A 19,694-nucleotide genomic window follows, 5' to 3' on the forward strand; every position below is an offset into this window, starting at 1 on the left:
AAAAATCCCGGCCGTGCCCGGTCGGGAATATCGAAGGTCTTATACGACCTCTTGGATTCTGAAACGCCTACTTGCTTCGGACCATGGCCACTGCTTGGGAGGCAATGCCTTCGCCGCGTCCGGTAAAGCCCAGCTTTTCGGTGGTGGTGCCCTTGATGCCGATCTGCTTTACATCAAGGCCAAGGACGCGGGCGATGTTAGCCTTCATCTGATCCTTGTGGGGATTCACCTTGGGGCGTTCGCACATGACGATGGCATCGATGTTGATGATTTCGTAGCCGGCCTTTGCCACTTCCTCCCCTACCTTGCGCAGGAGTTCCAGGCTGTCGGCCCCCTTGAAAGCCGGGTCCGTATCCGGGAAGTAGGTCCCGATGTCGCCCAGGCCGGCGGCACCCAGCAGGGCGTCGCTAATGGCATGGAGCAGCACGTCGGCGTCACTGTGGCCCAGCAGGCCCTTTTCGTAGGGAATATCCACGCCGCCGATAATGCACTTGCGGCCTTCAACCAACTTGTGTACGTCAAAACCTATACCAGAACGATAAATCTTATCCATAGTAAACCTCTTTTTTCTGCAATATAACTTTTCTACTCAGCAATTTGTGCCGGTTCCACCATTCTCTTAAAAATTTCATCGGCAATCAATCGCATTCCAAAGTCATTGGGGTGTTTCCGAATAAAATCGGATTCTACTTCATAGGGAATTCCATTTTCATCATACAATGTATCTCCTACCTGGGGCATCACCAGATTCCCATACATTGGATAAATCCAGCTAATATCCACGTACTTAATGCCATGTCTTCTTGCGGCCCTAATACAAGCAGATTCCTTCTTTGCATTAGTCCAATACAGCCCTGAGGTGATTACGTAATCTGCATGGCGCTTACAATATGCGAATAAGGAATCAAATCCGGCTTCTAAGACAAGGCTATCCTCATCCTCAGGCATATTTTCTCCGACGCGAACAACAATCACATCAACGCCTTCAAGTTTGTCTTCTACAACAGAATCTAGACTAATAGAAAAATCCTTTTCCCAATTTTTTATAGTCACAGCAATCGCCTCCGAAGAGGTATTGTACTTTTTCAGCAGATAATCCATCTGATGAACATAGTCAAGTTCCAACTTAGACGCGGCCATTCCCTGCATTGAATTCCAACCAATATCATTAAATGGTTCATGGATGGTTATGCTATTCCCCAAGCATGCAACCTTGTGCCGTTCCAAAACATTCAACGCAGGAAGGGAATCCATCCAAGAAAACATATCCCGGATCTGCTGATACTCCGTTTCAACAGCTATGAGAGAGTCTATTGATTTCTGCGCATTAGACAAAACATCCAACAGGGAATCCTTTGTCAAATCATTTTGCTTTGCGTACTCTTTTATGGAATCTATTATGCAGGAATCAGCCTGTGAAATGGAGTCATAATAAGTTTGGATAGAATCAATTATAAAAGCATCCCGCAGTGATACAGAATCATGGAATGCCAAGATGGAATCTATCGTCAATGAATCTTTTTCTAGATGATATATGGTATCTCTTTCATGATAGTATACGGTATCCCTTTCGTGATAATACACAGTATCCTTTTCATGAAAATACACGGTGTCCTTTTCATGATAATCCACGACGATTTTCTCTGGCAAAGCATCTTCCAAGGAAGTGACATTTTCTTCTGAACAACTTGAAAGGAGAAAAACAACGCCCAGCAGCAAAAACATTTTCAACAAATTCATAACATACAAAATAAGAAAAACTCTGGAAAAATCCGGAGCTTTTCTTATTCTAGAAACCGAATATTCTGGTTTCTGCCGATTACACAATCAGGGCGAACTTGGGCAGAACGCCAAGAACCAGCAGGATGATTGCTGCAACGGCAACACCGAACTTCAGCAGATAGCTGAAGGGAGCGCTCTTGGAGCAAACGCACTTGCATTCTGCATCAGCCGGCAGCGGCATGAACAGGGCGTAGGCGATGCGCAGGTAGAACACAGCAGCCACCAGAGAAAGTGCAAAGGCGAATGCTGCGAGCCAGCCGAGGTCACCAGCCCATGCCTGAGAGAACAGGCTGAACTTGGCCAGGAAACCTGCTGCAGGCGGAAGGCCAGCGAGACTTGCCAAGCAGACGGTAACACCCAGTGCCACGAAGGGACGCTTGCGGCCACGACCCTGGATAGCTTCCAAAGTTTCGTTGCGGTCGTCGCGACCAGCCAGGTAAGCAACGCCTGCGAGAGCGCCTGCGGAACCGATGGCGTAAGTCACCAGGAAGTAGAACATGGCACCCATCTGGACGGTACCGTTAGCGGCGTAGTTGGGAAGCAACAGGCCGATTACGATAAAGCCAGCGTTCATCACGGCGGAGTAAGCCAAGATGCGGCGGATAGACTTCTGTGCCAGGCCACCGAATGCACCGTAGGTAATGGAGAGCACGGCAACGATCACCACCACAAGGTACAGGGCCTTGGACTGGGAACCAATGGTCACCGGTTCAGCAAGGTTCCAGGCGGCAGCGGTGCCAGCCTTGGTAACCAAGATGCCAAGCCACACGGAAGCGAGAGCGGCAAGAGCGCCAACCTTGACAACAGCGGCCATAAAGCCGGTCACAGCCACAGAGGCACCGGTGTAGACATCGGCCACCCAGAAGTGGACCGGAGCGGCACCAGCCTTAAAGAGCAGGCCAATGACAGCAAGGAAGGAACCCAGCACGAACAGGGCTTCACGACCCGGAAGGATGGTTCCGAAGAAGTGGGTGGTACCAGTTGCGCCGTAGACCAGAGCCACGCCGTAGAGGAAGATTGCGCTGAAGATGGAACCGGAAACGAAGTACTTGAAGGCACCTTCGCTTGCGTTTTCGTTCTTGCGGCGGAGACCAACCAGAGCGTAGATCGGGAAGCTAGCTAGTTCCATACCCAGGAACAAGGCCAGGAAGTCGATAGCCTGAGTCATGAGCAAGGCACCGACGGTTGCCAACAGCATAAGGCCGTAGGCTTCGCCACCCTTGAACTTTTCGTGACCCAAGGTCCACTGCATGCCGGCAACACCGAGGAAGCCGCAAAGGACGACTGCGGCACCGAGCAGGCGGCGGACAGGATCCATGGCATACAGGTTAAAGAATGTATCGGAACCTACCAGAGTGTAGGCACCAGCGGCAAGGGCGAGGAACAGGGTTGCAACCCAGGGAAGCACCTTCTGCTTGTTATCGTCCTTGACAAAGGGTTCTGCAGCCAGGCAGACGAGAGCGCCTGCGGCAACCAGAATGACCGGCAAGAGATTGATGATATTAGCCATTGTTAGTTACCTCCTTCTTGAGCGGCAGCCTCAGGAGCGGCTTCAGCATCGGCAGTTTCCATAGCCTTGAGCTGAGCGATCAGGTTTGCGCGTTCCTCATCGCTAAAGCCGTTTGCCTTCAGGTTTTCGTCCAGCTGCTTGAAGTCTTCTTCAGACATGGGCTGGGCAACTTCGGCAATGTTTTCTTCAGTTTCGTCGGCTGCGGCAGGAGCCTGAGCAGCAGCTTCCTGAGCGGCAGCGGAAGCCTTGGCTGCTTCCATGCTGGCGTTTGCAGTGGGGCTCATCTTGGCCATGCTTTCGATAGCCTGTTCATCGAACAAGTGGAGAGCATTGGTGATGAATGCCGGATGCATACCGAACACCAGGAGCAGAACGCCCATGATGCCGATGGAGGAACCTTCCAGGGCAGTCATGCGGGTGCCGGTAACTTCGCACTTCTGTTCACCGAAGATAACCTTCTGAACAAAGCGGAGCATGTAGGCGGCAGACAGGATGATGCAAAGACCAGCAACCAGAGCGGGCAGCGGACCCATGTCCCAGAGAGACATAAGAACGGTGAATTCACCAACGAAGCCTGCAGTACCCGGAATGGCAAGAGCAAGTACGGCCATGAAGCCGAACAGGGAGCCGAACACCGGAGTAACACGGGCAAGGCCACCAAGCTTTTCGAGGTCGCGAGTGCCGGTCATGCGTTCGCCGATACCCATGAGCAAGAACTGGGCGCCAGCGGAAATACCGTGAGCAACCAGGAGCACGAGAACAGCGGGAAGCATTGCTTCGGAGAGGCTGAACACGCCAGCCACAGCGAGACCAAGGTGACCCATGGAGCTGAAGGCCAAAAGCTTCTTGGCATCCTTAGCACGGAGAGCCATGAGAGCGCCGTAAACAGCAGTCACGAGACCCAGCCACATCATGGTACCAACGATATCCATGGAGAGCGGGAAAATCGGGAGAACCCAGGCGATAAAGCCGAACACACCAGCCTTACTCATTGCACCGGTAAGGATTGCAGAGAGAGGAGCGGGAGCTTCGGAGTAAGAAATTGCCTGCCAGCCGTGGAACGGGAAGATCGGAGTTTTTACCATGAATGCCAGGAGGAAGCTAACGAGAACGGCCTTCTGGGCAGCGGGATCCATGCTCTGGAGAGCAACGGCCATGGAAAGGAGCAAGGAGTTGTCAGCCTTGGTCAGCATGTACCAAAGAGCCACCATCATGGGAGCGGAGCCCACCAGGGTGTAGATGGCAAAGGTCATTGCGGCCTTGGACTTTTCCTTGCCGCCAAAACCGGCAATCAGCACGGCAGCGGGAATCACCATGGCTTCGAAGAAGAAGAAGAACAGCACAGCATCGGCAGCCAGGAAGGTACCGTTCATGGCACCCATCAAGGCGAAAATACCGATAGCGAAGTTGCGGTAGTTCTTGCAGGTGGTGTTACGGGCGGTAATCAAGGCTACCAGAGAAAGACCGGTAGAGAGGAGAACCATCCAGGCTCCAAGACCATGGCTATAGAGATAGTAGTAAACCGGACCCTTTGCACCAGGAACCTTGAACCATTCCATAGGTTCGGTAGCCTGGTTGCCGCCGGCGATAAGAGCAACGGACATGCCAAGGAAGGCAAGGCCGAAGAGGAAGGCCAGTCGAGAAGCGGACTTGGGATCTTCCTTGGAAGTTGCCACCATGAGGATAGCGGCAACGAACGGTGCTAAGACGAGGAGATGCAGAAGCATTAGATCAAACCTCCAGTCAGAAGAACAACAAGCACAAGGGCTACCACACCTGCGAGGCTAAGAGCAATCTGCAGGCGGACCTTGCGGACCTGGAATGCGGCAGCGCCATCGCCCAGGATAGAGGCGATACTTGCAACCAACCACTGGACAAACTGAACCAGGTTGTCCACGATATTTTCAACAATCCAGGCAACAATGTTTGTAAGGGTAATGAACCAACCGTGGATGATATCGAACAGGAAGGTCCAAGTAGCCTTGTAGCCTTCGGGACGAGTGCTATTGGTAGCAGCCGGAATGCGCTTGCCAAAGACTGCGAAGGCGATGATGATACCGAGAACAGCTGCGGCAGTGCCAAGACCGGCAAAGACCATGGGGTTCACGTGAGCTGCGCTGTGGAGCACAGAAGCCTGTGCAGCACCCACAACCGGTTCGAGAGCCTGTTCGAAGGTAGTGATACCCAGGGATTCGGCCCAGAAGTAACCGGAGAAGATTGCGCCAACTGCAAGCACCACCATGGGGAAGAGCATGCAGGCCGGAGCTTCGTGAATATGGTGTTCGCTTTCTTCGGAACCACGATACTTTCCAAAGAAGGTCATGATGATGAGGCGGCTCATGTAGACTGCGGTAATCACAGCGGTCAGGAGGCCTACACCATAGAAGAAGGGACCCATGGGGCCGCTCACATAGAGCTTTTCGAGAATCAGGTCCTTAGACCAGAAACCTGCAAAACCCGGGACACCAATAATAGCAAGGAAGGCAAAGATCATGACGCATGCGGTAACCGGAGTCTTCTTGAGAAGACCGCCCATCTTGCGCATATCCTGTTCACCAGCCAGGGAGTGAATCACTGCACCTGCACCCAGGAAGAGGGCGGCCTTGAAGAAGGCGTGGGTAAACACGTGGAAGATGGAGGCATCGAAGGCGGCAACGCCAGCGGCCATGAACATATAGCCCAACTGAGAAATGGTAGAGTAAGCAAGAACCTTCTTGATGTCGTTCTGGAAGAGGCCAGCCACAGCTGCCCAGAAGGCAGTGAGCATACCCACCACGGTAATGATGTCAAGGACAACCGGGAGAGCGGCGAACATGGTAGAAAGACGAGCAAGCAGGTAGACGCCAGAGGTCACCATGGTTGCAGCATGGATAAGTGCAGAAACCGGGGTCGGACCAGCCATTGCATCGGGCAACCAGGTCAGAAGAGGAATCTGAGCAGACTTACCGGTGCAGCCGATGAAGAACAGGATACCGGCAAGGCTCAGAATCGGAAGAACGATTTCGGCCTGGCCTGCACCGAGGATCATCTGCATGAAGCCACGGAGAGCGTCGTAGTTAAGAATGTTAGAGCCACCCAGGGTAACGAGCACCAGCATGCCAAGGAGGAAGCCGATGTCACCCACGCGGTTCACAATGAAGGCCTTATTTGCAGCCTTGCAGTTGTTGACGTCGTGGTTCCAGAAACCGATGAGCAGGTAGGAGCAGAGACCCACACCTTCCCAACCGAGGAAGGTCAGGAGCAAGCTGTCGGAAAGAACCAGGGTGATCATGCTGAACATGAACAGGTTGATGTAGGCGAAGAAGCGGGCAAAGCCGCGGTCACCGTGCATGTAACCAATGGAGTACAGCGCAATCAGGGAACCGATACCTGTGATGAACAGGAGCATGATGCGGGTAAGACCATCGAACAGGAAGCCGATGTCCACCTTGAACATGGGAATATCGATCCAGTTGCAAAGGGTGGAGCGAATGCCTTCCTGGGGCATGCCGACGGAGAGGAGCACGACACTTGCAAAGGCAAGAACCGGGAACATCACAGCCAGAGCGCCAACGAAGCCTTCGGACGGGCCCTTCTTGCTACCGGAAGATGCAACGGCGATAGTGCCGAGCAGGATAGTTCCGATAAGCGGGAACAGAGGAATGAACCAAAGCGGTAAATTTGTCATGTCTTACCCCTTCAAGTTTGTGTATGTGTCAGCGTCAACGCTTTCACGGTTACGGAAAATCATGATCACCATGGCGAGGCCGACGCAAGCTTCTGCTGCAGCGACTGCGATAGTGAACAGCGGAACGATCTGACCAGTAACACTGGCTGCAGCAGGCAGAGTCTTTGCAAAGCCTACGAAAGCCAGGTTCACTGCGTTCAGGGCCAGTTCAACGCCCATGAGCACAAAGAAGATGTTGCGGCGAGAAATTGCCACGATCAAGCCGATGGCGAAAATCACCAGAGCCAGGATCTGAACGTAAATAGCTTGGAGTTCCATTATTTAGCCTCCTCGTCGGTACCGAGACGCTTCTTGGCCATGAGAACGGCGGAAGCCATTGCAGACAGCAGAAGAAGGCCGATAACTTCGAACAGAATGAAGTAACCCGGACCAGTCTGAGCCACGTTGAACAGAGTTTCGGAGGTGAGCTTCACGGAGCCGCGAACAGTGGTAGCGTCAAAGGCGATACCAGAGCGGATCAGAACGAAACCCACGAGGCCGGTCAGCACGAACACCGCCGGAACCACGAACAGGGAAACCTTGTCGAACATGGGAGTCTTGTTGTCCTTGCCTGCATTGAGCACCATGATCACGAAAGTGAGTAGCATGATGATTGCACCGGCATAAACCATGATCTGAACAACACCAATGAAGGGGCTACCCAGAAGGCCATAGATGCCTGCAAGAGACAGCATGGAAAGAATCAGGGAAAGGGCACCGTAAAGAGGGTGCTTGGAAAGGAGAACGCAGAGAGCGGAACCCACGGCGATAACTCCCAGGATGATGAAGTAAATCAATGCGAGCATTACTTAACCTCCATGCCCCAGACCTTGCGGGCTTCGGCATTCTTGGTACCGCCCGGAGCCATCTGGCTCTGAGCATCTTCGGGGTAGTCCTTGGGATCCCAGTTGGTGAGATCTTCGAGATGAGCCACGAAATCTTCGCGCTTACGATGTTCGAAGACAATCTGCTTGGTATCCATGCGGAGAGCATCTACCGGGCAGGCTTCTGCGCAAAGGCCGCAGAACACGCAGACCAGGTGGTCGATGTCAAAGCGCATGACGCGCTTTTCGATACGAGGATCATCGGACTGAGTTGCTTCGATGAAAATACAGTGTGCAGGGCAAGCTGCAGCGCACATGCCGCAAGCCACGCAACGGGGAGTACCATCGGGGCGAAGCATCAAACGATGCTTGGCACGGTAGGTGTTGCGAACTTCGGGCTGGCCTTCCGGATAGGAAATGGTGGGCAGCTCTTCGTAACGGAACAAGCCGCGGGCAGCATGCTTAAGGGTAGTGAACAAGCCACGGAAACATTCGTAAATGTAGAGGCGTTCTACCCAAGTCATGGGTTTCTGTTTAATAACGCGAGCCATTAGTTACCTCCCAAAAGCTTTGCGACAACGGCGGTCACAATGAGGTTCAGGATAGCGATGTTAAGGATAATCTTCCAGCCCAGGTGCATCACGTGGTCATAACGGAAGCGCGGAAGAGTCCAGCGGACCCAAATCCATACCCAGCAGAAGAACACGCTCTTAATCACAAGCACCAGCAGGTGGATGGCTGCAGTACCGAGGGCAGCACCCAAGGTATTGACCAACTGGCCGTCGATGACGGACTGTGCCGGGCTGTAGAACATCCAGGAGCAAACGCCAGCAGCGATGAACACGAGAGCGGCAACCCAGGCAACCAGCTTGTACAGCTTGTATTCCTGAAGGATAACCATCTTGTTGCTCTGCTTGGAAGCGGCGAGCTTTCTGGAGTAGCGGTAAATCATGTGGAGGAAGGCGAGAGCGAAGAATGCAAGCACCCAGCAGAGGATGGCCAGAGAGCCGCCCATGTGAGCCTGCATGGTCTCGGTGGTAACGAACGGAACAGAGTAGCCACCCAGGAAGAGGGTTGCCACCAGGAGGGAGCTAATGCAGATGTGGGAGTATTCACCCATGTAGAAGAGACCGAACTGCATAGCACCATATTCGGTATGGTAACCAGCAACCAGTTCCGGTTCGCCTTCGGCAACGTCAAACGGTGCACGACCAGTTTCTGCGATAGTTGCAATGAGGAAGCAGAAGAATGCCACCGGCTGGGCAACGATACCCCAGACGTGGTGTTCCTGCCAGCTCACGATGTCGGTGAGGCTGAAGGAGCCTGCGAGCACCAGAAGGCCCATCATGGAAAGACCCTGGCAGACTTCGTAGCTGATGGTCATTGCTGTGGTACGGAGAGAGCCCAGGTAGCTGTACTTGGACTTGGAAGCCCAACCAGCGAGGACTGCACCGTAGGCAGACAGGGAGGAGAAACCGAAGAGAAGCAGGATACCCACTTCGGAATCCAGAATGGAACCGGAGATGTTCACGGCCTTGCCACCCCATTCAAATGCCAGAGGACCAAACCACGGAATGACACACGGGGAAAGGAACACGATGGCGAACGGAATTGCGGGAGCCACGTAATAAAGGAACTTGCTTGCGCCCTTGGGAGCGAACATTTCCTTGAAGAACAGCTTGGCACCATCGCACATGTTCTGTACATAACCCAGCAAACGGATACGACCGAAATACGGGATCTTGATGTAAGAACGGTTCGGGCCCTGACGGTCCTGCATGAAGCCGGCGCCGCGGCGTTCCATGGGAATCAACAGGAGGATGTAAAGGACCGGCACGAAGCAGAAGGCGAACTTCGCAATCGTGATCAGCCATTCAACCCAGGATTTGGATTCGATGATATCCATTATGCGTTACCTCCTTCAAGATGCAGACCAGTGCTCTTGATGGTGTCGTATGCAAGGCCAGCCAATGCCGGTGCGTATTCGGCAGCCTTCTTGAAGGCGTCCATTGCGCAGGTGAAAGGCGTTCCGGCGAGTTCAGAAAGAACTTCGTAGGCCGGGCGGAGTTCAGCGCTGGGGCAGGTCGGAGCTGCGTTCAACTTCTGGAGGATACCCAGGCAGTTGACCATGGAGCCCTGGACTTCACTCCAGTGCTTGATACCGTAAGCGAGAGTAGCTTCGCCAGCGGTGTCGTTATTGAAAGCGGAAAGAGCAATGCGGGTGGGGATCTTGGAAAGAGCGTCCACAGAGCCATTGCCTTCGCCGAAGAGGTCGTTGTTCACAGTCACGAGGACAGAGAACTGACTTGCATTCTGCACGAGTTCATTCAGATTGTCATCCGGGAGACCAAGCAGCTTGAAGCCAGCGCGGTTTGCCATGGGGTCGCCGCTCTTTGCAATGCCATCGGGTTCGGCCTTCGGCTTGAGAGTGCCGCCAAATACCTGAGCCTTGTCGCCAAGGGATTCCTTCAACATGCGGAGTGCAGCCAAGTCTTCGATGGTGCATTCGCCGCCAGCAACCAAGGCAATCTTGCCGGATGCAGAAGCGAGGGATTCCTTAATGACGTTCAGACCCATTGCCGGGAGACGATTTTCACCGAAGGTCTGGAAAGCGAGACGGCTAGTATTGGAAAGCCAGCTACGGTTCACTTCCGGATTGCAACGCGGCATCATACGGTAGATCTTGCCATCGGCGTGATCCAGCCAGATGTTTGCACCCAGGGAGTCATCCATGGAGATGGTCGGGGTGTGGCTCAAGAGCCATACGCGCTTCTGGAAACGGAAGTACTTAGCAGTCATGGCGCCAGTGGGGCACACGTCGGTGACGCAGAGGTCGTATTCGTGGTCCAGCTTTTCGCCAGGGAAAGTAGAGATGTAGGTGTGGTCGGCACGGCCAGCCAGCTGGAGCTGTTCGTCTTTAGCGATGGTGCGCATAAAGCGTACGCAGCGATCGCACTGAACGCAACGTTCTTCGTCGAGCCAAATGCGGGGGCCGATGTCCACATGCTTACCACCGCGAACCTGACCCTTGTTGTCAATGAACTGGTGAGCCGGATTACCATGGTAGTTCTTACCGTATTCCGGACGCATGCGGCCTTCGTTCTGGCCAGCTTCCATGTAGTTTTCCTGCAGGGTGCATTCGCCAGCCTTGTCGCAGATGGGGCAATCCAGCGGATGATTCACCAGCATGAATTCCTGGGTAGCCTTGCGGGCGTTCTTTACGCGAGCAGAGGATGCAGGAGTATAGATCTTCATGCCAGGGGCAACAGGAGTATAGCAGGCGATCACCAGCATACGGCCGCGGGGGCCTTCCTGTTCGACCAGGCACTGACGGCAGTTACCGGAAACCGGAAGATACGGATGGTAACAGACGTGAGGAGTTTCAATCCCGACAGCCTTGAGGGCTTCGAGGAGGTTTGTATCGCCGGGAACCATGACGGCCTTATCATCCACGAAGATTTCCACCTTCGGGCTGTTTTCGGTCGGAAGTTTCGGCATGTTATAGAAGTTACTCATAATGATTACCAGAAGATTCCAGGACGATAAGTTTCTTGTACACGGGGCTTTGCGTGATCCGGATTCTTTGCGATGTATTCGTCAAAGTCGGCGCGGAACTTGGTGCTGTAGGAAGCAACAGGACCGCCCAGGGAGACGGACAGCGGGCAGATGGTCACGCCACCAAAGCCACCAGTAAGGCTCTGCATCAGTTCAACGTCGCCATCGTGGCCCTTGCCATCGACGATGAGGTTGAGGATACGGTGCAGAAGACCGGTACCTTCGCGGCAGGGAGTGCACTGGCCGCAAGATTCGTGGCTGTAGAAGTTACCAAGCACGTTCAGCAGGTCCACCATGTTGTGGGTGTCGTTGATGACGATCATTGCACCGGAACCGAACATGGTCTTCATGGAGGCCAGGCATTCGTAGTCCATGGTGGCAACGGCTGCTTCTTCTGCGGTAAGAGGTGCGCAAGAGGAACCACCGGGGAGCACAGCCTTCAGCTTGCCGCCCACAACGCCACCGGCGTATTCGTTGATCATGGTCATCATGGGAGTACCGAGAGGAGCTTCGTACACGCCCGGGTTCTTCACGTCGCCGGAAATGCAGAACACCTTGGTACCGCCTGCACGGGGAGTACCCATCTTAGCGTATTCGCTAGGATCGTGCTTCAGGATCCAGGGGAGAGCCATGATAGTTTCCACGTTGTTCACGCAAGTAGGAGACTTCCATGCACCGCTAACTGCCGGGAAAGGCGGCTTAAGGCGGGGCTGACCCTTCTGGCCTTCGAGAGAGTTAATGAGAGCGGTTTCTTCACCGCAAATGTAGGCGCCAGCGCCACGGTGCACGAAGATATCGAAGCAGAACTTGGTTCCGCAGATATTTTCGCCAAGGTAGCCGGCTGCATATGCCTGGTTCAGAGCCTTGTTGAGGGACTCAATGCAAGGGAGGAATTCGCCACGGCAGTAGATGTATGCTGCGCGGGAACCCAGAGCCCAAGCGGCGATGATGAGGCCTTCGATCAAGCGGTGGGGATCTTCCAGCATGAGGAAGTGGTCCTTGAAGGTACCGCCTTCACCTTCGTCAGCGTTCACCACGATGTACACGGGCTTGCCAGTTCCACGAGGCACGAAGCTCCACTTCATACCGGTGGGGAAGCCAGCACCGCCACGGCCACGCAGGTTAGAGCGCTGCACGTAGTCGATGAGCTCGAACTGGCTCATGTTGAACAGGCGTTCGGAAATGTTTTCGTAGCCGCCCAGCTTCTTGTAGACTTCAATGTCCTGGGCGCCCTTGCCGAAGTTTTCAGTACAAACTTTTACGCATTCTGCCATAATTATACCTTCTTCTCTTCAACCGGAGCCGGCTTTTGAGTGGTAACAGCAACAGCGGAAGGCTTGGCCACGCGTTCGCCGGAGGTAGCGATCATGCGATATTCATCGCCGACCTTGCCTGCAGCATCTACGAATGCCTTGTCCTTAACGCCGGGTTCGCCAACGGCGACCCAATCATTGCCAGACTTCTTTTCAACAACGATCTTGGTGAATTCCGGAGCGCCCTTCCAAGTGAGGGTTGCGCCGGTTTCGTCAGCTTCAGCCTTGACGCAAAGAACCGGAGAAGGAGGAGCGTAGTCGGCAACCTGAGGCTTGGCAGTTGCGCCAGGAGCGCCCGGGTGACCGCAGTGACCCTTCACGGTACCACCAAGAACATCGTGCTTGGGGACGTTGTTTGCGTGAGCCTTGCACCAGTCGATAATGCGATCGATGGAAGCTTCGGTAAGAGTAGTGCCACGCTTCATCTTGAGCTGACCGTCGACAACGTCTGTTGCGAAGTCGTCGTTCACCAGCATCATGGGACCGTTGCCGCAAGAACCGAGGCATTCGACCTGAAGAATGGTGAACATGCCATCGGGAGTGGTTTCGCCAGACTTGATGCCCAGCTTGTTTTCCACATACTTGATGAGGGGCTGTGCGCCCTTGATGGCGCAGCTGATGTTGCGGCAGAACTGCAACATGAACTTGCCCTTGGGAGCGTGGTTATACATGGTATAGAAAGTAGCGACGCCCATAGCGTGAGCAGGAGCGCAACCGCAAACGTTTGCTGCCCAGCGGATGCCTTCGGTGGGAACCCAGCCGAATACACCCTGCACAAGCCAAAGCACTTCGAGGAGTGCGCCCTGGCCTTCGGGGTAGCGGCTCAGCAAGTCAGCGCAACGTTCCTTGATTTCGGGAGTGGACAGCTTGTCAAGCACTTCCTTGGGATTGGGCTGCGGCTGAGCCGGATGAACGTGACCAAAAGTTTCGGCCGGATCTGCAGTGGCACCAATGGGCTGCTGGGGACGGTCGAACTTCAGGTTATTGTTGGCGACAAAGTGAACTGCGCCTTGGATATGTTCTCTCATCGGTCAAGTTCTCCTGCAATCATGTTGAGGCCAGGCAAGGTGGCCATGGAGTCGGCCAAGGTAAGGCCTTCCACCAGTTCGTTAAATGCGGACACGTGAGCAAAGCTGGGGGAACGAACCTTGATACGGTACGGATGACCGGAACCGTCGGCGACGATGGTAAAGCCAAGTTCGCCGTTAGCGCATTCGGAACCGCAGTAGTATTCGCCCTCAGGAACGCGGATACCTTCGTAGACGCTCTTGAAGCGGCCGATAAGGCCTTCCATATCCTGGTATGCCATCTTGTGAGACGGCACGCGGATGCGAGGATCCACGATATCGATGGGGCCCGGAGCAAGACGCTTGATAGCCTGACGAACAATCTTTACAGATTCTTCGATTTCGGCAAGGCGTACCTGCAGACGGTCGTTGGCGTCACCCTGGGTGCCCACCACAACTTCCCAGTCGTAAGTTTCATAATCGTAGTAAGGTTCATCCTTACGGAGGTCGTTTGCAACGCCAGTTGCACGGAGGCAAGGACCAGTCCAGCCGTAGCTGATTGCACGTTCCTTGGAAATCTTACCGATACCAACGGTACGATCAAGGAAGATACGGTTACGGTCGATACAGGCATGCAGGTCCTTCAGAGCCTTTTCAACAGAATTACAAGCGGCGAGAACTTCTTCTTCGAAGCCGTTGTAAGTGTCGCGATAGAGGCCACCGATACGGGCATAGCTGTTGGTAAGACGTGCACCAGTCAGCTTTTCCCAAATCAGCATGATTTCTTCACGCGGATTGAAGGCGTACATAAAGGGAGTGGTACCGCCCAAGTCCTGGAGAGCAGCAGCGACGCAAATAAAGTGGTCGTTGATGCGGGAAAGTTCATTCACGATAACGCGGATGACCTTGTTGCGTTCCGGGATCTCGATGCCGAACATGTTTTCTACAGCGCGGCAGAAAGCAATGTTGTTCATCATTGCGGAGCAGTAGTTAAGACGGTCGGTATACGGAAGAGCCTGCTGCCAGGTACCGCGTTCAACCATCTTTTCGAAACCACGATGCATGAAGCCGATTTCATGAACACCGGCCACGATGGTTTCGCCATCAAGAGCAGTCAGCAAGCGCACGCAGTGGTGAGTTGCCGGATGGGTCGGGCCCACGTTCAGGGCCATCAGGCTCAGCTTTTCGCCATTAGGATCTAATACGATCATCCTTTGATACTCCCTTCAAGAAATTCTTCATCAACAGGGTCAATCTCTTCGGAACGCTGGACAATCTTGTAGCCCTTGGCTTCGAGACGCTTTTCCAGTTCCGGAACCAGGTAATCGCTGGTGGAGAGCCACTGGCGCTTCTGGGCCGGGTAGTCCTTGCGCAGCGGATGACCAACAAATTCACAGTGGTTCAAGATGCGGCGCAGGTCCGGATGACCAACAAATTCAATACCGAACTGGTCGAAGACTTCGCGTTCCAGCCAGTCAGCACTTGCATACAAATCAGTAATAGTGGGAACCTTGAGGTCGGCTTCGCTGACCAGCACCTTAAGACGGAAGCGACGACCGGCATTGGCAGTGCTCTTCAAAGCATAGGAGACTGCGAAGCGAGGACCCTCGTGATTGGGGTAAGTCAGGTAGTCGATACCAGCTTCATCCAAGAGCATGTCAAAGGCGTATTCGTTCTTGAGGAACTCTACAGCGGCGTGGATGTTTTCCTTGGAAACAACAACGCAGGCGTCCCACTTGGCAAGAGGTTCACGCTTGGCGCCGAACTTCTCTTCCAGGAGGGAGACGATGTTTTCTGCAATATTTTCCATCTATTACTCCTTCCAAATCTGGACTTTCTTCATAAGGTCCTGCTGCTTTTCAGCAACGAATTCCTTAACGTCAGAAATCTTGGTCTTGGCCATTTCAGTAGCGCAAGCCTTGGCTTCGGCAGTCTTGGCCTTGATCAGTTCCCACTGTTCCTTGACGCGTTCGGTACGCATCTTCATGAAGGATTCGTCCTTGATCTTCTTCTGCAGGTCGAACATGGCATCGAAGAAAGCTTCCGGACGGCTGGGGCAACCACCGATATAAACATCAACAGGGATAATATGGTCAATACCCGGCACGGTGCAGTAGCAGTCATAGAAGCCGCCAGAGCTAGCACAAGCACCCATGGCGATAACCCACTTGGGTTCGGCCATCTGCTCGTACATGCGCTGCAGAATCGGAGCCTGCTTGTAGGTAATGGTACCAGACACCAGCAGGACGTCGGACTGACGCGGGGTAAAGCGCACGTATTCAGAACCGATACGGGAAAGGTCGTAACGACCCACTTCGGTACTCATGAATTCGATTGCACAACAAGCCGTACCATAGGGGAACGGCCACAGGGAGTTCGTACGGCCCCAATTGACGATGAAGTCAAGGGAGCTCGTAATGAAATTAGGCTTTTCTGCCTCATTTTTCATAGGGGTTACCTCACAAAATTACGGGGGCAAAGATAGAATTTTGAGAGATTCGACAGTATTTGTAAAAGGAAATCCATCAACCAAGAATAGGCCGTTTTTCGCCAAAAGTTAGTTAAAGCTAATAACAAAGCGTTCAGAAGTCTCCTATCTGCTTATCAGTCAACAAGATAGATGATTTTCAAGATTTTGTCATATTTTACTGACGATTTTGTGTTTTCAGAACTTGAAAACCATGTAAACTTTTTTTACATTTGGCCCGGTTTTGTTTTGGTTTTTGGCTAGGGCATGCTCTGGCCCACTGAGGAAGCATGGATTATATACTATGCAGCGATGATTATAGTCTCTTTAGAGAGAAACTGCTTAACAGGTCAGACTCCTCCATGGAGCTCTTCCGTGCGGTTTCCGAATCCATCGAGACCATCGCTAGAAAATTAAACGCAGGTTTTATCGGTTGCGGGCTCATGGCTCCCGCCACTCCCCTCGCCCCCAACGGCGAGAATGGCACCATGACCCTGTTCCACGACAAGAATAAGCTCCCCCAGATTCCCGTAAAATCGGATTTCGTCCAGGTTACTCCCACCGGCGAAAAGGGCTTCTTTACATTTATTGCACACCCAGTGTCGGGCCATACCTTTACCGAAGACGAGGTCAAGGCCATCAAGCTGATTGGAATGGACTGCTTCACCTTGGGTGGTCGCGCACGCCTTATCGGCATGGTGCAGAAGGCATCCACCACAGACCTGATGACCGGAGCACCGAACCAATCAGGATTTATACAGTTCGCAAACACGCTCCTTTCCCAAAAGAAGCGCAACAATTACGTAGGCCTGTTTATCAACCTCAAGAATTTCAAGTATATCAACAAGTCCATGGGCTCCCAGGTCGGTGATACCGCACTCAAGATATACGTGAATATGGCAAGGGCCCAGCTGAAGGAAGATGAATGCATCGGCCGTCTGGGCGGGGACAACTTCTTTGTTCTCGTAAACAAGGAAAACTCCAAGGATTTTATCGACAAGTTCTCCAACCTGTCCGTAAACCTCAGCCTTGGTCCCAAGCCTCTGTCCTTCAGAATCCAGGCTCGCATGGGCGTATACAACGTTGCCGAAGGCGACAGCATCGACGAATTGATGCACAATTCCTCCATCGCCCTGAACGTAGCCAAGTCCCTACACAGGGACGACATAGCATACTTTACCAGCGATATGCTGATAAAGGCTATCCACCAGAGAGAAATTTCCACAGAATTCCACAACGCCATTCGTGAAAAGGAATTCATCGTTTACTACCAGCCTAAGGTAAACCTGGTAACCAAGGAACTCTGCGGATCCGAGGCTCTTGTACGCTGGCTCAGGCACAAGACCATCGTGCCTCCCATGGACTTCATTCCCATCCTGGAACGAGAAGGCACCATCTGCAACCTGGACTTCTACGTTTTCGAACAAGTATGCTGCGACATCCAGCAATGGATCTCCGAAGGAATCGACCCGGTTCGTACGTCGGTCAATTTCTCCAAGAACCATCTTTCTAGGCCGGATTTTGCCGACAGAATTCTGTCTACCATGGCAAAGCATAACGTCAAGAGTCAGTATATCGAGATTGAACTAACCGAGGTCTCCGACTACGACGACTCTGTCGCCATGCAGAACTTCGTGGATACCATGCGCAAGAACAACATCAGCGTATCCATCGACGATTTCGGAACCGGCTACTCCACCTTGAACGTCCTGAAGAATTTCAACGTCAACGTGATCAAGCTGGACAAGTCACTGCTGGACAATATCGGAAAGGATAAATCCCAAGACGAGGTGGTGGTCAAGAACGTCGTGAACATGGCCCGAGAAATGAACAAGGAAGTCATTGCCGAAGGTGTTGAAAGCGAAGTACAGGCCGAATTCCTCAAGGGTATTAACTGCACAAACGTTCAAGGATTCTTGTTCGACAAGCCCCTTACCAACAAGGACTTCAAAAAGCGCCTTACAGGGGAACACGTATACTAATTCATTCCGTTTTCTGAAAAAGACTATCGCGGAAATCGTTCCCCGGATTGGGGAACGTTTCTTTTTATATATTGCAGATTATGAAAAAACTCGTTCACGATAAAACCAAGTGCTTAAGGTGTGCCGGCTGTGTCGGCGTTTGCCATAAGCTGGCCCTGGACATGATTGGTCTAGATTTACAGATCGATTACGAAAAATGCGTGCGCTGTGGACTTTGCACCCGCACCTGCCCTGTAGGCGCACTCTCTATTCAGGAGGTGAACGATGCTTGATAATCAGTATGATGTGGTTGTTATCGGCGCCGGTCCCGGCGGATCTGTGGCCGCCCGCAATGTAGCCCGAGCCGGCTACAAGACTCTCCTTCTGGAAAAACGCGAACGTATCGGTTATCCGGTACGTTGTGGCGAAGCCAGCACCAACCTGGAAGACTTGCAGACATACGGCCCCATTGACGAAAGCTGCATCGAAAGCATTATCAACGGCCTTTACATCTATGGACCCAATGGCGTAAACATCGAAGTACCCAAGCCCGGTACCGGCATCATGCTGGATCGAGAAAAGTTCGATCCGTGGCTGGCCAAGCTGGCCGCCGACGATGGCGCTGAGGTCGTCACCTGCGCACGCGCAACCTATGTCGGAGACGTAGAAGGCGACACCCGCCTTGTACGTGTCGCACTCGGTAAGGGAAACGGAAACGGATCTGTCACCGAAGAAACCACGCAGGAAATCCGTGCAAAGATGGTCATTGCCGCAGATGGCGTCGAAAGTCGCATTGGTCGCATGGTCGGTCTCGACAGTCTGCAGAAACCTGGCCTTACCTGTACAGGTATCGACTTCCACGTGAAGGGCATGCTCACAAAGCCCGACTATCTGACCTTCTGGCAGGGTCACGACTTTATCAACGACGGGTACATCTGGAGTTTCCCGAAGCAGAAGTCCAACATGACCAAGTTCGGTGCAGGATTTTTGATTCCCCATAAGGATGAAAACATTTACGACGTCACCATGGAATGGTTGAACAAACTGTTCCCTGGTGCAGAAATCGATCATGTAGTCGGCGGTGTTATTCCTGTCAGCAGCACACTGAAGGACTACACTCTGGACCGCTTCGCCCTGGTGGGCGACGCCGCCCATCACACCAATCCGCTGACAGGCGGCGGCATTGCAGCCGCAATGCGAGCGGGCCGTTTCTGCGCACAAACCGTCGATGAAGGATTCAAGTCCGGCAACCTCTCAAAGCAGTTCCTCAAGACCTACGAAAAACGTTGCTACGACTACTTTGGCAAAATGCACGATTTCGAGTACAAGTTCCGCAGGTTCCTTCTTGAAATGAATCGCGAAGACCAGGTTGGTCTTTACAAGGTTCTGCAAGGATTCGCCCTAAGCGGATACAAGAAGAGTGCTTTCCTAAAGACACCCATTCAGACAGCCAAGTACCTGTACAAGTTCGCAAAGTTCAAGTAATATAAGGTGTAGGTAATCCACACGATTCCAATTAAGCTTAACGAAAAAGCCTCCCCTACGGGAGGCCTTTTCATTTTTGAAATC

18 protein-coding genes are annotated in these 19,694 nt (G+C 53.0%); 3 read left to right on the top strand and 15 right to left on the bottom strand.

From position 1 onward, the window contains the following. Window positions 1-67 precede the first annotated feature (67 nt). The 15 genes from ispF to nuoB form a co-directional block, all read right to left on the bottom strand. Window positions 68-544 carry a 2-C-methyl-D-erythritol 2,4-cyclodiphosphate synthase gene (gene ispF, locus MJZ26_06530; protein ID MCQ2105430.1) on the bottom strand — a complete coding sequence of 159 codons (477 nt, stop codon included), beginning with the start codon at window positions 542-544 and terminating at the stop codon, window positions 68-70. A 41-nt stretch (window positions 545-585) separates the two neighbouring features. Continuing rightward, the gene (locus MJZ26_06535; protein MCQ2105431.1) at window positions 586-1,740 is read right to left on the bottom strand and encodes a hypothetical protein; all 1,155 of its coding nucleotides are present in this window, start codon (window positions 1,738-1,740) and stop codon (window positions 586-588) included. A gap of 79 nt (window positions 1,741-1,819) precedes the next feature. Beyond that, window positions 1,820-3,292, bottom strand: coding sequence for an NADH-quinone oxidoreductase subunit N (locus MJZ26_06540; GenBank protein ID MCQ2105432.1), 1,473 nt, complete (start codon window positions 3,290-3,292; stop codon window positions 1,820-1,822). 2 nt (window positions 3,293-3,294) lie between these two features. Next, window positions 3,295-5,019, bottom strand: coding sequence for an NADH-quinone oxidoreductase subunit M (locus tag MJZ26_06545; protein MCQ2105433.1), 1,725 nt, complete (start codon window positions 5,017-5,019; stop codon window positions 3,295-3,297). Then, entirely contained in the window at window positions 5,019-6,959 is a 1,941-nt protein-coding gene (gene nuoL / locus MJZ26_06550; protein ID MCQ2105434.1) for an NADH-quinone oxidoreductase subunit L, read from the bottom strand. Before nuoL ends, MJZ26_06545 begins: the two co-directional genes overlap by 1 nt. A 3-nt stretch (window positions 6,960-6,962) precedes the next feature. Next, window positions 6,963-7,277, bottom strand: coding sequence for an NADH-quinone oxidoreductase subunit NuoK (gene nuoK, locus MJZ26_06555; GenBank protein MCQ2105435.1), 315 nt, complete (start codon window positions 7,275-7,277; stop codon window positions 6,963-6,965). After that, entirely contained in the window at window positions 7,277-7,804 is a 528-nt protein-coding gene (locus tag MJZ26_06560; GenBank protein ID MCQ2105436.1) for an NADH-quinone oxidoreductase subunit J, read from the bottom strand. The genes nuoK and MJZ26_06560 overlap by 1 nt, the downstream gene beginning before the upstream one ends. Then, window positions 7,804-8,373: an NADH-quinone oxidoreductase subunit I gene (locus tag MJZ26_06565; protein MCQ2105437.1), complete on the bottom strand. Its 570-nt coding sequence runs from the start codon at window positions 8,371-8,373 to the stop codon at window positions 7,804-7,806. The genes MJZ26_06560 and MJZ26_06565 overlap by 1 nt, the downstream gene beginning before the upstream one ends. Beyond that, the gene (locus tag MJZ26_06570) at window positions 8,373-9,728 is read right to left on the bottom strand and encodes an NADH-quinone oxidoreductase subunit H (GenBank protein ID MCQ2105438.1); all 1,356 of its coding nucleotides are present in this window, start codon (window positions 9,726-9,728) and stop codon (window positions 8,373-8,375) included. The genes MJZ26_06565 and MJZ26_06570 overlap by 1 nt, the downstream gene beginning before the upstream one ends. Further along, window positions 9,728-11,338: a 2Fe-2S iron-sulfur cluster-binding protein gene (locus tag MJZ26_06575; GenBank protein ID MCQ2105439.1), complete on the bottom strand. Its 1,611-nt coding sequence runs from the start codon at window positions 11,336-11,338 to the stop codon at window positions 9,728-9,730. The genes MJZ26_06570 and MJZ26_06575 overlap by 1 nt, the downstream gene beginning before the upstream one ends. Before the next feature lie 5 nt (window positions 11,339-11,343). Further along, window positions 11,344-12,651, bottom strand: coding sequence for an NADH-quinone oxidoreductase subunit NuoF (gene nuoF, locus MJZ26_06580; protein MCQ2105440.1), 1,308 nt, complete (start codon window positions 12,649-12,651; stop codon window positions 11,344-11,346). A gap of 2 nt (window positions 12,652-12,653) precedes the next feature. Beyond that, window positions 12,654-13,718, bottom strand: a complete 1,065-nt coding sequence (locus tag MJZ26_06585) for an NAD(P)H-dependent oxidoreductase subunit E (GenBank protein MCQ2105441.1) — start codon at window positions 13,716-13,718, stop codon at window positions 12,654-12,656. Further along, window positions 13,715-14,908: an NADH-quinone oxidoreductase subunit D gene (locus MJZ26_06590; GenBank protein MCQ2105442.1), complete on the bottom strand. Its 1,194-nt coding sequence runs from the start codon at window positions 14,906-14,908 to the stop codon at window positions 13,715-13,717. Before MJZ26_06590 ends, MJZ26_06585 begins: the two co-directional genes overlap by 4 nt. Beyond that, window positions 14,905-15,507, bottom strand: coding sequence for an NADH-quinone oxidoreductase subunit C (locus MJZ26_06595; protein ID MCQ2105443.1), 603 nt, complete (start codon window positions 15,505-15,507; stop codon window positions 14,905-14,907). Before MJZ26_06595 ends, MJZ26_06590 begins: the two co-directional genes overlap by 4 nt. Window positions 15,508-15,510: 3 nt before the next feature. Then, a complete protein-coding gene (gene nuoB, locus MJZ26_06600) occupies window positions 15,511-16,146 on the bottom strand; it encodes an NADH-quinone oxidoreductase subunit NuoB (protein ID MCQ2105444.1) in 636 nt (211 codons plus the stop codon). Between the two features lie 308 nt (window positions 16,147-16,454). Here nuoB and MJZ26_06605 point away from each other — a divergent pair, with 308 nt between their 5' ends. The 3 genes from MJZ26_06605 to MJZ26_06615 all read left to right on the top strand — a co-directional run bounded on the left by MJZ26_06605 (window position 16,455) and on the right by MJZ26_06615 (window position 19,610). Further along, window positions 16,455-18,146, top strand: a complete 1,692-nt coding sequence (locus tag MJZ26_06605) for a bifunctional diguanylate cyclase/phosphodiesterase (protein ID MCQ2105445.1) — start codon at window positions 16,455-16,457, stop codon at window positions 18,144-18,146. 80 nt (window positions 18,147-18,226) lie between these two features. Then, a complete protein-coding gene (locus MJZ26_06610) occupies window positions 18,227-18,418 on the top strand; it encodes a 4Fe-4S binding protein (protein ID MCQ2105446.1) in 192 nt (63 codons plus the stop codon). Beyond that, window positions 18,411-19,610, top strand: coding sequence for an NAD(P)/FAD-dependent oxidoreductase (locus MJZ26_06615; protein ID MCQ2105447.1), 1,200 nt, complete (start codon window positions 18,411-18,413; stop codon window positions 19,608-19,610). Before MJZ26_06610 ends, MJZ26_06615 begins: the two co-directional genes overlap by 8 nt. Window positions 19,611-19,694 lie beyond the last annotated feature (84 nt).

Origin of the sequence: Fibrobacter sp., from assembly GCA_024398965.1 — a bacterium.
Classification (GTDB): domain Bacteria; phylum Fibrobacterota; class Fibrobacteria; order Fibrobacterales; family Fibrobacteraceae; genus Fibrobacter.